Below are 14,719 nucleotides of genomic sequence, written 5' to 3' on the forward strand. Positions count from 1 at the left end.
TGCAGAAGTTGGGCTCGAGCCCAGATCTTGCAAGACCGAGATCGCATGACGCGTCGCGCCGCTGCTTCGGGCCGGACGGGACGCCAGCACTGGGTGAGAGGACTCTCACCGGATTCCAACGACCTGCTCATCTGGGAGGTCCACGATGGAGTCATCACCAAAACCGGTCCCGAGTCCCGAGTCCCGAAAGGACAAGATCATGAACACCCCAGCTCCCCAGAAGTCCCGCGTCTGGAAGATCGTCGTCGCCACGACCGCCGTTGCCGCCGTCGGTGGCACCTCCGTCGCCGCCAGCTGGGCGGACCCGGCAGCCGGCACGGAGTCCATCTCCCTGAGCCAGCAGCAGTCTCTCGCGAAGGCCCCGGCCCTCGAGGCGAACGCACGGGCCACCGCCGCGAAGGACTTCGGTGAGCTGGCCACCCGCCTCGGCACTTGGACCGGCGACAGCGTCCCGGCCGTGAGCAGCGCGTTTGCCAAGGCGCGTGACCTGGCTGCGGCCCAGGACGTCCAGAGCGCCAGCGTGCAGTCGGTCCAGAGCGTCGCCTCGGTCGTCTCGGCTCAGTCCGTGCAGTCCGCCCAGTCAGCTCAGTCTGTGCAGTCAGCCCAGTCCGTGCAGTCGCCGAACAGCCCAGACAGCGTCGACAGCCCCGCGAGCGTCGACAGCCCCGCGAGCGTCGACAGCCCCGCGAGCGTCGACAGCCCCGCGAGCGTGGACAGCCCGATCAGCCCGGACAGCGTCGACTCCCCTGACAACTGACGGATGGTCAGCCAGCGTCAGCCACCGCCGTGAAGGCCTCGATGAGCACCTGCTCGTCGGGGCCTTCGAGCCGTTGCGGCGCGCCGACCCCCGAGAGGACCACGAACCGCAGCGTGCTGCCGCGAGACTTCTTGTCACGGGCCATGGCAGCGCGCAGCTGCTCCCAGGGCGCACCGGCGTATGACGTGGGCAGGCCGACCGACCGCAGCACCGTGCGGTGGTGCTCCAGCACGTCGGGCGAGAGGACTCCGCTGCGCACGGCGACCTCGGCGGCAAACACCATCCCGACCGACACCGCATCGCCGTGGCGCCACGCATAGTGCTCCACCTGCTCGATCGCGTGCGCGAACGTGTGGCCGTAGTTGAGAATCTCCCGCAACCCGCTCTCATGCAGGTCCGCATCGACGACGCGGGCCTTGACTGCCACCGCGCGGGAGATCAGCTCGGTCATCACCGCCGCCGTCGGGTCGCTCGCTGAGGCGGGGTCTGCCTCGACGAGAGTCAGGATGGTGGGGTCGGCGATGAAGCCACACTTGATGACCTCGGCGAGGCCGGAGACCAGGTCCGGCCGTGCCATGGACCGCAGCCACGTCGGGTCGCACAGCACGGCTCGTGGTTCGTGGAAGGCCCCGACCAGGTTCTTGCCCTCGGCGGTGTTGATGCCGGTCTTGCCGCCAACCGCCGCATCCACTACGCCCAGCAACGACGTCGGCAGCTGGATGGCATCCACCCCGCGCAGCCAGGTGGCCGCGACAAAACCTGCCAGGTCGGTGGCTGCTCCCCCACCGACGCCGATGACGAGGTCGTCGCGGGTAAAGCCCGCCAGACCGAGGGCCTGCCACGCACCGGCGAGCACCGACACGTCCTTGGCCGCCTCGGCATCCGGGACCTCGTGCGCGTGCGCCTCTCCGCCCGCGGCGCGGATCTGCTCCAGCACCCCGGCCACCAGCGCGGTGCGCCCGGGCTGGTGGATCACCATCACCCGCCGACCACCGGTGACCCACCCGCTCAGCCGGTCCAGCACCCCTGGCCCGACGTGCACGTCATACCGCCCGCCGACGGAGATGGCCTGCGCGCCCACCGGGGTCACGGCTCGCCCAGCTCGGCCACGACTGCCGCCACCACCTCGGCCGGGGTCCGGCCGGCGGTGTCGACCCGGACGGTGCTCACGCTCTCGTAGGTCGGGCGGCGGACCTTCATCAACCTGTTCCAGGACGCCCTCGGGTTCACGGCCAGCAGCGGGCGGGAACCGTCGAAGCCGACGCGTGACGAGGCGTCCGCGATGCCGACGTCGAGGAACACCACGCGGTGGCCGACGAGCGCCTCCTGGACGTCAGGGTCCAGCACGGCACCCCCTCCGAGCGCCAGCACCCCCGCGCTGGTGGTCAGGCTGGAGACCACGGTCTCACGCTCCAACGCACGGAAGAAGGCCTCTCCGTCATCGACGAAGATGTCCGAGATCGATCGGCCCTGGCTCTGCTCGATCAGCCGGTCCGTGTCTCGGAAATCGGCGTGCCAGTGGTCTGCCAGGAGTGCCCCCACCGTCGACTTGCCCGCACCGGGCGGGCCGACCAGCACGGCAAGGGGTCGTGTGCTGCTCACTCGGACTCCTGCCCGGCGCCGGTGTCCCCTGCGCCAGTGTCGCCTGTGCCAAGGTCCCCTGTGCCGCTCCCGGTCACCATCCCCTCAGGGATGGCCGCGAGATAGCCGGCGAGGTTGCGCCTCACCTCGGCGACCGAGTCGCCGCCGAACTTCTCGATGACCGCATCCGCCAGCACAAGAGCGACCATTGCCTCGGCGACGACGCCGGCTGCCGGCACTGCGCAGACGTCGGAGCGCTGGTGGATGGCGGTCGCCGCCTCGCCCGTGCTGACGTCGATCGTCTGCAACGCACGGGGCACCGTGCTGATCGGCTTCATCGCGGCCCGCACCCGCAGCACCTCTCCGGTGCTCATGCCGCCCTCGGTCCCACCCGAGCGCTGGGTCGTGCGGCGGACCTGTCCGTCCGAGCCGCGAGCGATCTCGTCGTGGGCCTGGCTGCCGCGGCGTGCGGCGGTGCGGAAGCCCTCCCCGATCTCCACGCCCTTGATCGCCTGGATCCCCATCAGGGCTCCCGCCAGCCGGGAGTCGAGCCTGCGGTCCCAGTGGGTGTAGGAACCCAGCCCCGGTGGCAGCCCCCACGCCAGGACCTCGACGACGCCGCCGAGGGTGTCGCCGTCCTTCTTGGCCGCATCGATCTCGGCGACGATGGCCGTCGAGAGGTCGGCGTCCAGGGTGCGCACGGGGTCGGCATCGATGCGTGCCACGTCATCCGGGTGCGGCAGGGTGTCCGCGTCCGGGGCGTCCTGAGCCCGCTCCTCCCCGGGGACCGATCCCACCGCCACCGTGTGGCTCACCAGCCGGATGCCGGCGGCCTGCTCCAGGAACGCAGCGGCAACCGCGCCGAGGGCCACCCGGGCCGCCGTCTCGCGGGCACTGGCCCGCTCCAGGACTGGGCGTGCCTCGGTGAAGCCATACTTCTGCATGCCGACCAGGTCGGCGTGCCCCGGACGCGGGCGCGTCAGCGCCTTGTTGCGGGCGATCTCCTGTGGGGCACCGATATCGCTGGCGCGCTCCAGGTCACCCGCCTCGACCGGCTCGGGGTTCATCACGGCGGCCCACTTGTCCCACTCGGAGTTGGCGATCTGCAGGGCGATCGGGCTGCCGAGCGTCTGGCCGTGGCGCATCCCCGCCAGGAACGAGAGCTGATCAGCCTCAAAGCTCATCCGGGCGCCGCGACCGTAGCCCAGCCGGCGGCGGGCCAGCGCGGCCTCCACGGCGGTCCGATCGACCCGCACCCCAGCGGGAAGTCCCTCCAACATCGCGGTGAGCGCGGGACCGTGCGACTCACCGGCAGTCAACCAGCGCAGCATGGCTGGCATCTTCCCACGTGTCAGAACAACGAGCTCAACGCACCCGGTGAGGTGAGCAGCGCCAGGACCGCACCAACCATCATCGGAGGACCGTAGGCGAGGTCTCCATCACGGCCGACCCGACGGGTCAGCAGCAGCACGAGCGCGAAGACGCCACCGGCAAGGAACCCCGCATACATCCCGATCAGGACGGTCTGCCACCCGAACCAGCCCAGCCCCATCCCGAGCAGGGCCGCGAGCTTGACGTCCCCCAGGCCGACTGCCAGCGAACCCCTGGCCAGGGACAACAGCGCCAGGAGCAGATAGCCTCCGCCACAGGCGAGCCCAGCCAGCACCACACGCAGGATCGCCCCCCACTCGGTCGCCACGACACCGGCGATGGACAGGCCCACGAGCAGCACGCCCATCGAGGGCCACATCAGGCGGTCCGGGAGCCGGTGCACGTCGAAGTCCATGGCGGCGAGGCAGACGCTGGCGAGCGCGACGACCAGCAGGGTGACCAGGACGATGGCCTGGATCAGGCGCGCGTGAGGTGAGTCCGCGCCAGGGTCCGACCCACCGGGCTGGGCCGGGTCGGCCACCAGCACCCGCCAGGCCAGGACCCACCACGAGATGGCGAGGATCGGGACCACCCACCACCGCGACCCCGGGATCGGCATCTCTTCCTCATCGGGCTTGCGATAGGTGACCCATCGCAGCCACCGGGCCACGGGGATGGCGACCACCAGCCCGAGCCCGGCTATCAGCCACGGCGCGACCGCGATCGTCACGGCGCCGCCCGGAGGGCGGCCGATAGTGCCTCGCCCATGAGTGCGACGGGGGCGTTGCGGCCGGTCATCAGCTGCACCTGCGCGACCGCCTGGTGCAACAGCATCCGGTCTCCCCTCGCCACCGTGACTCCCTCGCTTCGCCACTGGGCCGCCCACGGAGTCGGCCACCCGGCATACACCACATCAAACACCACGCACCCCTCCGGGAGCCGCCAGCCATCCACAGGCGGTGTGGCCCCGCTGGGCACGGTGCTGATCACGGCCCCCGGACTCCCCCACGCACCAGACCCATGGGCATAGTTGCGACTACTGACCGTCATCCCTAGCCGCTCGGCCAGTGCTGCGGCGGCGGGCCGGACCTGATCGCGGACCAGGAAGGTGACGTCGTGGGCTCCGAACCGGCTCAGCGCCAGCAGCGCCGACCGTGCCGTCGCCCCAGAGCCCACGATGACGGCGGAGCCCACCTCGCCCAAGCCCGCCTCGCGGAGCGCCATCTCCAGGCCCTGGACGTCGGTGTTGTCCGCCCGCCAGCCCTGCTCACCCCGCGTCAGGGTGTTGGCGGCACCCACGAGCTCTGCCTCGTCACCGCGGGTGACGGCGAGCGCCAGGGCCTCCTCCTTCAGCGGCATCGTCACCGACACACCGACCCACTCATCGGACAGGCCCCCGACGTGCGTGCTGAGGCCACCGGCCTCGACCTGGTCACGGTCGAAGGTCCAGTCAGCCAGGCCGAGCGCGGCATAGGCCGCCCGGTGCAGGACGGGGGACATCGAGTGGGTGATCGGGGAGCCGACCACCCCGGCACGCCGGGTCACCGCTCAGCAGCTGTCTGGGTTGTCTTCACACCACTGGAGGAACTGCTCGACGTTCTTGTTGTGCTCCTCCAGCGTGTTGGTGAAGACCGTCTCACCCGTCGACGGGTTGACCGTCACAAAATAGAGCCAGTCGCCCTCGGCGGGATTCATCGCGGCGTCGATGGCGGCTGCCCCCGGACTGTTGATCGGTCCGGGCGGAAGACCCGGGTGCTCATAGGTGTTGTAGGGACTGGGGTTGGCGCGCTGCTCATCGGTCGTGCCGGCGCGCCCACGCTCCCGGTAGATGAAGTGGATCGTGGAGTCCATCTGCAGGTGACCGTTGGTCTCGGAGTCGCCGGCGAGACGGTTCTCGACGACCCGCGCTACCTTGGGCAGGTCCTCGGCGAACATGCCCTCTCCCTGCACGATGCTGGCCTTGATGATGATGTCGTGCAGGTCCGCATCGCTGAGGCCCAGCTCCTCGTAGCGCACCGCGCCGAGGTCGATCATGGCCTGCAGCTGCTCCTCGGGTGTCGAGCTCGGGCTGAACTCGTAGGTGTCGGGGAACAGGTAGCCCTCCAGCTCGCCGTTGGCGGCCTCCGGCAGGTCCAGGGAGGCCGGGTCGACGGCTTCGTAGTCGGCCACCTCGTGGCCCGTGGCATCGGCCAGGACCGCGAAGACCTCGTCCTTCCACAACCCCTCGCGGATCGTGACACCCGTAGTCTGCCGGGAGTCTGGGTCGACCAGCCGGTCCAGGGCCGCACCGGAGCTCATCTGCTCCGCCATCGTGTAGGTGCCGGGCTGGATGCCGGTGGAGCGGGGGTCTGCGGCGGCCGTGTTGGAGAACGCCTCCGCCGAGGCCACGACGCCGGCGTCGAACAGGATCGTGCCGATCTGGCCACCGCCAGCACCCGGGGGGATGTCGACCAGCACCTCGCCGCTGCCGCTGCCCTCAAAGTCCTCGGGCGCGGCCGTGCCGAGCGAGATGTCCGGGATCATCCCCCGCACCGCGTTGAAGCCCATGATGCCGCCGACCACCACGACCAGTGCGGCGACCGCGATCGCGCCGAAGCGGACCAGCGGGTTGTGCTTCCTCCTGCGCCGTCGCGGGCGCAGCATCTGCTCGCCGTCCGCCGAGGCCGGGGCCAGGACGTCGTCGGCCAGCGTCTGGTCGTGATAGTCGAAGTCGTCGTGGAACTCGTCGAGGAACTCGTCGTCGTGCAGATCGTCGCCGTGCTCAGCGTCCTGCCAGTCACTCTGACGCGGCGCGTGGGCCGAGTCGTCCGCCGGGGGTCGGCTCATCGTGGGCTTCCCTCACTGTTGGTTGCGCTGCGCTTGGTCCTGGGTTTGCGCGTCACGAGCTCTTCACCGGCGGGGCCACCGGTGTTTCTTTCCGTGTCAAGGGCAGCCTGCAGTATGACGACTGCTGCCGCCTGGTCAACACGCGCGCGATGACGCCGCCCGGCGACGCCGCTGGCGTGCAGAGATCGGTGCGCATCCACGGTCGACAGTCTTTCATCGAACAGCCGCACCGGCACCTGACCCAGTCGTCGGCGCAGTGCCAGAGCATAGTCGCGGATGGCGGCTGCGGCCGCACCCTCGGTGCCGGCCAGGCTGCGCGGAAGCCCGACGACCACCTCGATGGCCTCTCGCCCGCGGGCCTGCTCGACGATCGCCTGGAGGTCGGTCAGGCCCTCCCGGTCACGGGTGAGCGTGGCGACCGGGGTCGCCAGGATCCCGTCCGGGTCGCTGGCGGCCAGACCCACCCGAACCTCGCCGACATCGACACCGAGGCGCACCCCGCGGCGCATAGCGCCGCCCGCGTCAGGCGCGACCAAGGGCCCGCCCGATCTGGGTGAGCGCCTCGCTGATCTGCGACGCGTCCTGCCCCCCACCCTGGGCCAGGTCGTCCTTGCCTCCACCGTTGCCGCCCAGTGCCTGGGCGCCGATCTTGACCAGCTGGCCGGCCTTCAGCCCCCGTTCCCGAGCCGCCGCGTTGGTGGCGATCACGATGACGGGACGGTCTCCGGCGGCCGACACCGCCGCGACCACGCTCGGGCGCTCCTCCCCGAGGCGGCCCCGCAGGTCGGTGACCAACCGGCGCAGGTCATCGCCGCCCACACCGGGGCCGGCGTCGTGACCGAGCCAGGTGACCCCGTTGACGTCCTCGGCCGAAGCCACGAGGGCGCCGGCGTCCGAGAGCACGGCCGCCTGGCGCATCGCCGCGATCTCCTTCTCGGCCTCCTTGAGCCGGGTCAACACCTGTCCCACCCGGTCACTCAGCTGCTCGGGCCGCACGCCCACGAGCCCGGACAGCTCGCTGACCAGGGCACGCTCCCGGGCGAGATAGCGCAGCGCGTCCATCCCGACGAGGGCCTCGATGCGCCTCGAGCCCGACCCGACCGACGACTCGCCGGTGAGCGTCAGCGCCCCGACCTGGCTGGAGTGCCGCACGTGGGTCCCTCCGCACAGCTCGCGCGACCACGGGCCACCGATCTCGACCACCCGCACCTGCTCGTCATACGTCTCACCGAACAGGGCGAGCGCACCGGCCGCGCGGGCCTCGGGCAGGGTCATGTAGGCCGCGGACACCGGCAGGTCCTGGCGCAGCGCCAGGTTGGCGACCTCCTCGATCTCCGAGCGGGTCTCACGCGAGAGCGAGGAGTTCCAGGCGAAGTCCAGGCGCAGGTATCCCGGCTTGTTGTAGGAGCCGCTCTGCAGCGCCGTGGGGCCGAGCACCTGGCGCAGCGCCGCGTGCACGACGTGCGTGCCGGAGTGAGCCTGGCAGGCCTGCACCCGCCAGTCGGGGTCGACCTGGGCGTTGACGCCCGCGCCCTCGGTGAGCTCGCCGGACTCGACCTCGACCGTGTGGGCGATCAGACCCTTGACGGGTCGCTGCACGTCGCGGACCCGCAGCACCGCACCGGACGCGGTCTCGATGACGCCCTCGTCAGCGGTCTGGCCACCGGACTCGGCATAGAACGGAGTGCGGTCCAGCACGATCATGCCGCGCTGACCCTGGGTCAGCGCCGGGACGCGGGCCCCGTCGACCACCAGACCGCGCACCGAGGCCTCGGCCGTCAGCGTCTCGTAGGCCAGGAACTCGGTGGGGCCGTGGTCGCGCAGGTCGCGCCAGACCTCGGTCGAGGCGTGGCCGGACTTCTTGGCCCTGGCGTCGGCCTTGGCACGCTCGCGCTGCTCGGTCATCAGGGTGGTGAAGCCCTCGCGGTCGACCTCGAGACCCTGCTCGGCCGCCATCTCCAGGGTCAGGTCGATCGGGAAGCCGTAGGTGTCGTGCAGGGCGAAAGCCTGGTCCCCGGCGAGGGTGGTCGCACCGCGCTCCTTGGCCTTGTCGACCGCGAGGTCCAAGATGGTGGTGCCCGCGACGAGGGTGCGCCGGAAGGCCTCCTCCTCGGCATACGCGATCTGGCTGATCCGGCCGAAGTCGGCCTCGAGCTCGGGGTAGGACGCCTTCATGACGTCCTTGCTGATCGGCAGCAGCTCGGTCAGCGCGGGGTCCTGCACGCCGAGCAGCCGCATCGAGCGCACCGCGCGGCGCAGGAGCCGCCGGAGGACGTAGCCACGGCCCTCGTTGCCGGGGGTGACGCCGTCAGACATGAGCATCAGGCCGGAGCGCACGTGGTCGGCCACGACCCGGAACTGCACGTCAGCACCGTGGTCGGCGCCGTAGTCGCGGCCACTCATCTGCTCGGCGCGCTCGATGACGGGGTAGACCTCGTCGATCTCATAGAGGTTGTCCACGCCCTGCAGCAGGTAGGCGACGCGCTCCAGACCCATGCCGGTGTCGATGTTCTTGCTGGGCAGCTCGCCGGTCACGTCGAAGTCGGCCTTGGACCGGATCGCGGAGAGCTCCTCCTGCATGAAGACCAGGTTCCAGATCTCCAGGAAGCGCTCCTCGTCGACCAGCGGGCCACCGTCGGGGCCGTACTCAGCACCGCGGTCGACATAGATCTCGCTGCATGGGCCGCCGGGGCCGGGCACCCCCATGTGCCAGTAGTTGTCCTCCACCCCGCGGCGCTGGATCCGCTCGTCGGGCAGGCCGGCGATCTCGCGCCACAGCGCGGCGGCCTCCTCGTCGCCGTCCGGAAGGTGCGGCAGCAGGCCGGGCCCGAGCACGGTGACCCAGACCTTGTCGGGGTCGAACCCGAGGCCGCCCTCGGCCTGGGATCCGGTGACCAGCTCCCACGCCTGGCGGATCGCCCCCTCCTTGAAGTAGTCGCCGAAGGAGAAGTTGCCGTTCATCTGGAAGAAGGTGCCGTGGCGGGTGGTCTTGCCGACCTCCTCGATGTCGAGGGTGCGCACGCACTTCTGCACCGACGTGGCGCGCTTCCACGGCGGGCTCTGCTGCCCCAGGAAGTAGGGCTTGAACGGGACCATGCCGGCGTTGACGAACAACAGGTTCGGGTCGTCATACACCAGGGGTGCGCTGGGCACCACGGTGTGGTCGGTGCCTTCAAAGAAGGACAGCCAACGGCGGCGGATCTCGGCGGTTTCCATGGGCTCCTCGTCGTTCAGGGGGACGCTGCACTCTATCTGCCGGGGCGGATCCCCCGGATGATGGCACGGAGCTCACGCCAGCGCGGCCCCAGCCGCTCCTCCCATCCGCGGTCGGTCGGACGGTAGTACTCAGCGTCCATTAGGTCGTCCGGGAGGTACTGCTGGGGGCCGACCGCGTTGGGCTCGTCGTGGCTGTAGCGGTAGCCCGCGCCGTGGCCCAGCTTGGCCGCGCCGGCATAGCCGCTGCCCCGCAGGTGGGCGGGGACGGCGCCCCCGCGACCGGCCCGGACGTCCTCGATCGCGGCGTTGATGCCGGAGTATGCCGCGTTGGACTTGGGCGCGAGAGCGTTGTGCACGACGGCCTGCGCCAGGATGATCCGTGCCTCGGGCATGCCGATCTGGGCCACCGCGTGCAGTGCCGCGACGGCGGTCTGCAGCGCCGTCGGGTCGCCCATCCCGACGTCCTCGCTGGCCGAGATGACGATGCGGCGCGCGATAAACCGCGGGTCCTCCCCCGCCTCGAGCTGGCGGGCCAGATAGTGCAGCGCGGCGTCGACGTCACTGCCGCGCATCGACTTGATGAAGGCGCTGGCCACGTCGTAGTGCTGGTCACCGGTCTTGTCATAGCGCACCGCCGCCTGGTCGACCGCCTGCTCGGCCGCCTCCAGGGTGATCACCACGGTCTCGCCCTCACGCCCCGCGGCGACCCCGTCCAGCGCGACCCCGGCGGCAGCCTCCAGGGTGGTCAGCGACCGACGCGCGTCACCCCCGGCGATCCGGATGATGTGCTCCCGTGCAGCAGTCTCGAGCTCGAACTGGCCACCCAGACCGCGCTCGTCGGTCAGCGCCTGGTCGATGACCTCGCCCACCTGTGTGTCGTCCAGGGAGGTCAGCCGGATCAGCATGGAGCGGGACAGCAGCGGGGCGATGACGCTGAACGAGGGGTTCTCCGTGGTCGCGGCCACCAGGATGACGAGGCGGTTCTCGACGCTGGGGAGCAGTGCGTCCTGCTGGGCCTTGCTGAACCGGTGGATCTCGTCGAGGAAGAGCACGGTCTGGCGGCCATAGAGGCTGCGCTCGCGGGTCGCCTGCTCCATCACCGAGCGCACGTCCTTGACGCCGGCGGTCACCGCAGAGAGCTCGACGAAGGTGCGCCCGGCGGCCTGTGCCACCAGGTGGGCGAGGGTGGTCTTGCCCGTCCCAGGTGGCCCCCAGAGGATCGCGGAGAGCGGCCCGGCCGCGCCTGCTGAGCCCTCGATCAGACGGCGCAGCGGGCTGCCCGGTCGCAGCACGTCGGCCTGGCCCCGCACCTCCTCGATGGTCGAGGGGCGCATGCGCACGGCCAGTGGAGGCTGCAGGTCCCCAGCACCGACGTCGGACTGCTGGGCAAAGAGGTCGTCAGCCTGGGTCGGGGACACACTGGCAGGCTAACCCGCCGCACCGACGTTGACCGCTGCCACCTCGGGACCGCCTCCCCGCGGACCGGCACCGCCGCCCGGTCTGGCCATGACTACGATTCCGTCGTGATCGACCACTGCGGACTGCGCGAGATCGCCAGCCACCCGGCGCTGCTGGAGCTGACCGGCAACGACCCTTTTGTGCGGTGGGGCGTGCCCTCGCCCTTCAGCGGTCGCGTCCTGGCCGGGGACGGTGCCGTCGCGATCGAGCGGGTCGGTCGCCGCGGCCGTGGCATGTGGGTCATCCCGCACCATGCGGGCGGAGCACCCGGCATCCGGTCACTGCTGGAGCAGCTGCGCTCTGGTCCCGTCGAGCGGCTCGGCGTCACCCACCTCTCGGTGCCTCAGGAGTATGCCGACCAGCTGGCGGCGATCTTCGCCACGGACGGCGGCGGCAACTGGGACTGGATGTGGACCACCACCGAGCCGGCGCCGGTCCCCCACGAGGCCGATCTGGTGACCCTAGATGACACCGCTGACGCTGCCGAGCTGATCGCGCTGGCGGCCGCGCACAGCCCGGCTGGCGAGGGTGACCCGGGCACCGGCGCCACCCACCTGTGGCTCGGGCTGCGCGACGACGCTGGTCGGCTCATCTGCGCCGGTGCGCTGCAGTTCCTGGACTCCGGCGCCCCGCACCTGGCTGGGATCGTGACCGACACGTCCCTGCGTGGGCGGGGTCTGGGCCGGGCGGTCACCGCCGGCCTCACGCGCTGGGCGATCGCCCGGCACGGGGTGTGCACGCTAGGCATGTATTCGGACAACCCGCCGGCTCGCGCGGTCTATCTGGGCCTGGGCTACCGCACGGCCTATGCCTGGCACTCACGACGCCTCGCTCTGCCGCAGAGCTGAGAGGACGGGCGCCACCCCGCCCTCTCGCCAGGGTTAAGCCGCGGCCTGGGCCCGCAACGCGCGCAGCAGGCCGTCCGCCTCCTCGATCACGATGCGGCGCAGCGCTGCCGGGGCCGACTCGTGGTCCCGCAACCACTGCTCGACCCGCACCAGGACCTCGTGCTCCTCGGGGCCCTGACCGCTGGCCAGGTCACCACGGGGGAAGAGTCCCCGGGCCAGGACGGTGGCCATGACGATGGTGCGTCCGGACCACCAGGAGGTGAGCGAGTCGAGGTAGGCCTCGGCATACCCCTGCCTGTCGTGCGAGCTGGCCGGCTCGGTGAACCCGGCGACCATGGCGCGCAGCCGGTCGTTGGTCAGCGAGGTGTCCGTCGTCATCGCCTCCCAGACGCGGGCCTTGGCGTCCGCGCCCGGTCGGCCAGAGCTGGCCCGCACGTGTGCCGTGCGACCGCCCATCGTGGCGTCCTGGGCGAGCTCGGCGGCCAGCTCCTCCTCGGTCGTGTCGTCCTGGGCTGTCAGGGCAGCAAGGGCCGCCCAGCGCAGCTCCTGGTCGACGCGGAGCCCCTCCGGCACGGCCGTGCCGTCCAGCAGACCGCGGACGGCAGCGACACCGTCGCGGCAGGAGGCCGTCGCGCGCACCAGCGCCCGGGCCCAGACGATCTGCAGGTCGGAGCCGCTCTCGGCGGCGGCGAGGGAGGTCGTCGCGGTCCGCACGAGGTCGGACCGGGCGGCATCGCGGTCGGCCACCGGGGTGTAGTCCTCGATCGCCGTGGTCAACGTCGTCAGGACCGTCGCGGCCAGGGCCGGGTGGGTCTCGGAGCTGAGCTGGGCGAGGGCGCCGCGCACATAGTCACCGACCGGCAGGACCGCGTCTCGTGTCGCGTTCCACAGCGAGGACCAGACGATGGCGCGGCTGAGCGGCTCACTGATCGTGGTGGTGTGCTCAAGCGCGTGCCGCAGGGACACCTTGTCAAAGCGGACCTTGGCATAGGTGAGGTCGTCGTCGTTGACCAGGATCAGGTCGACCGCCTCCCCCACGGCCTGCGGCACCTCGGTCCGGGCGCCCGTCACGTCGAGCTCGATCGTGCGGGTGCGGGTGAGCACTTCGTCCTTCAGTCGATAGAGGCCCAGGACCAGCCGGTGCGGACGCTCGACCGGGGCGTCGTCGCGCAGCGGGTCGCGCGCGTCCTGCTCGATCACCAGGCGGGTCAGGTGCCCGTCCGCCCCCACCTCCGGGACGGGAGTCAGCTCCGAGATGCCGGCGGTCTCCAACCAGGCCTGCGACCACGTCTCCAGGTCTCGGCCGGACGCCCGCTCCAGGCACTCCATCAGGTCACCCACCTCGGTGTTGCCGAACGCGTGGCGAGCGAAGTAGTCACGGGAGCCGGCAAAGAAGGGTTCCTGGCCGACATACGCCATCAGCTGCTTGAGTGCCGCCGCACCCTTGGCATAGGTGATGCCGTCGAAGTTCTGCTGGGCTGCCTCGACATCGTCGATGACGGCGACGATGGGGTGCGTGCTGGGCAGCTGGTCCTGCCGGTAGGCGAACTGCTTGCGGTCGGCGGCGAACCTGACCCAGCCGTCGGCATACTGCGTGGCAGCAGAGGTGACGTGATAGCCCATCAGGTCAGCGAAGGACTCCTTGAGCCAGAGCCCGTCCCACCAGCGCATGGTGACCAGGTCGCCGAACCACATGTGCGCCATCTCGTGCATCACCGTGGAGGCGCGGCCCTGTCGCTGCGCGCGGGTGGACGTGCCGCGGTGGAGATACTGCTCGGTGAAGGTGACCAGGCCGGGGTTCTCCATGGCGCCGATGTTGTATTCAGGCACGAAGATCTGGTCGTACTTGCCCCACGGGTAGGGGAAGCCGAAGTGCCTGTCGAAGAAGTCCAGCCCCTGGTGCGTGACAGTGAGCACGTCGTCTGCGTCGAAGTGCGGCACCATGGTGCGCCGGCACAGGACCGTGAGCGGGATCTCCTGGCGGCTCCCGTCGGCCCGCTCCACCGACCAGGTGCTCTCGACGCGGTGGTAGGGGCCGGCGGCGACGGCGGTGATGTAGCTGGAGAGCGGTGGCGTCGGCGCGAAGGTCACGGTGGCGCACCCGTCGGCCGTGGTGCGTCCGACCTCGGGCTGGCCGGAGAGGATCTCCCAGTCCTGTGGGGCGGTGACCACGAAGGTGAACTCCGCCTTGAGGTCGGGCTGCTCGAAGACAGGATAGAGCCGGCGGGAGTCCGTGGGCTCGAAGTGGGTGTAGAGGTAGGTGTTGTCGTCCTCGGGGTCGGTGAACCGGTGCAGGCCCTCGCCGGTGACGCTGTAGACGCAGTCGGCCTCGACCCGCAGCTCGTTCTCGGCCTCCAGGCCCGCGATGACCAGGCGGGCGCCGTCATAGGTCGAGACGTCGAGAGGCGTGCCGTTGAGCGTGGCGGCGATGACGCTGTCGGCCACGATGTCGATCCAGGTCTCGTCCGTCGTCGCGCCGAACGTCACGGTGCTCACGGCGCGGAAGGTCCGCTGTGCGGGGTCGGGCGCTCCCGAGAGGTCGAGCTCGACGCGTTGGCTGCGCAGGCTGATGGTCCGGGCGCGCTCGGCGCACTCTGCATGGGTCAGGTTCATCTCGGCTGTCACGGTGACCAGTCAAACAGACGCGCTGCACTGAGCCCGT

The 14,719-nt window shown here is 70.8% G+C and carries 12 protein-coding genes; 2 read left to right on the plus strand and 10 right to left on the minus strand.

Going from position 1 to position 14,719, the window contains the following annotated elements; translation table 11 throughout:
* The first annotated feature begins 199 nt into the window (after positions 1-199).
* Positions 200-757, plus strand: coding sequence for a hypothetical protein (locus tag NF557_RS09975; RefSeq protein ID WP_252619095.1), 558 nt, complete (start codon positions 200-202; stop codon positions 755-757).
* 7 nt (positions 758-764) lie between these two features.
* On the opposite strand, the gene aroB is transcribed toward NF557_RS09975, so the two are convergent.
* Genes aroB through NF557_RS10020 form a run of 9 tightly spaced genes read right to left on the minus strand, consistent with a single transcriptional unit; the run spans position 765 to position 11,169 of the window.
* Positions 765-1,847 (minus strand): 3-dehydroquinate synthase, encoded by a 1,083-nt coding sequence (gene aroB / locus NF557_RS09980; RefSeq protein WP_252619100.1) that lies wholly within the window; start codon positions 1,845-1,847, stop codon positions 765-767.
* Positions 1,844-2,359: a shikimate kinase gene (locus tag NF557_RS09985; RefSeq protein WP_252619101.1), complete on the minus strand. Its 516-nt coding sequence runs from the start codon at positions 2,357-2,359 to the stop codon at positions 1,844-1,846. Before NF557_RS09985 ends, aroB begins: the two co-directional genes overlap by 4 nt.
* Entirely contained in the window at positions 2,356-3,669 is a 1,314-nt protein-coding gene (gene aroC / locus NF557_RS09990) for a chorismate synthase (protein WP_252619102.1), read from the minus strand. The genes NF557_RS09985 and aroC overlap by 4 nt, the downstream gene beginning before the upstream one ends.
* Positions 3,670-3,689: 20 nt before the next feature.
* Positions 3,690-4,439 (minus strand): prepilin peptidase, encoded by a 750-nt coding sequence (locus tag NF557_RS09995; RefSeq protein ID WP_252619103.1) that lies wholly within the window; start codon positions 4,437-4,439, stop codon positions 3,690-3,692.
* A complete protein-coding gene (locus NF557_RS10000) occupies positions 4,436-5,254 on the minus strand; it encodes a shikimate dehydrogenase (RefSeq protein WP_252619105.1) in 819 nt (272 codons plus the stop codon). The genes NF557_RS09995 and NF557_RS10000 overlap by 4 nt, the downstream gene beginning before the upstream one ends.
* 3 nt (positions 5,255-5,257) lie before the next feature.
* A complete protein-coding gene (mltG, locus tag NF557_RS10005; RefSeq protein WP_252619106.1) occupies positions 5,258-6,535 on the minus strand; it encodes an endolytic transglycosylase MltG in 1,278 nt (425 codons plus the stop codon).
* The gene (gene ruvX, locus NF557_RS10010; RefSeq protein ID WP_252619107.1) at positions 6,532-7,044 is read right to left on the minus strand and encodes a Holliday junction resolvase RuvX; all 513 of its coding nucleotides are present in this window, start codon (positions 7,042-7,044) and stop codon (positions 6,532-6,534) included. Before ruvX ends, mltG begins: the two co-directional genes overlap by 4 nt.
* 13 nt (positions 7,045-7,057) lie before the next feature.
* Positions 7,058-9,751: an alanine--tRNA ligase gene (alaS, locus tag NF557_RS10015; RefSeq protein WP_252619109.1), complete on the minus strand. Its 2,694-nt coding sequence runs from the start codon at positions 9,749-9,751 to the stop codon at positions 7,058-7,060.
* A gap of 32 nt (positions 9,752-9,783) precedes the next feature.
* Positions 9,784-11,169, minus strand: a complete 1,386-nt coding sequence (locus NF557_RS10020) for a replication-associated recombination protein A (RefSeq protein ID WP_370584449.1) — start codon at positions 11,167-11,169, stop codon at positions 9,784-9,786.
* A gap of 105 nt (positions 11,170-11,274) precedes the next feature.
* Here NF557_RS10020 and NF557_RS10025 point away from each other — a divergent pair, with 105 nt between their 5' ends.
* A complete protein-coding gene (locus NF557_RS10025; RefSeq protein WP_252619110.1) occupies positions 11,275-12,057 on the plus strand; it encodes a GNAT family N-acetyltransferase in 783 nt (260 codons plus the stop codon).
* A 33-nt stretch (positions 12,058-12,090) separates the two neighbouring features.
* On the opposite strand, the gene pepN is transcribed toward NF557_RS10025, so the two are convergent.
* A complete protein-coding gene (gene pepN, locus NF557_RS10030) occupies positions 12,091-14,682 on the minus strand; it encodes an aminopeptidase N (RefSeq protein ID WP_252619111.1) in 2,592 nt (863 codons plus the stop codon).
* Between the last annotated feature and the right edge of the window lie 37 nt (positions 14,683-14,719).

The sequence above is a fragment of the Ornithinimicrobium cryptoxanthini genome, assembly GCF_023923205.1.
Taxonomy (GTDB): domain Bacteria; phylum Actinomycetota; class Actinomycetes; order Actinomycetales; family Dermatophilaceae; genus Ornithinicoccus; species Ornithinicoccus cryptoxanthini.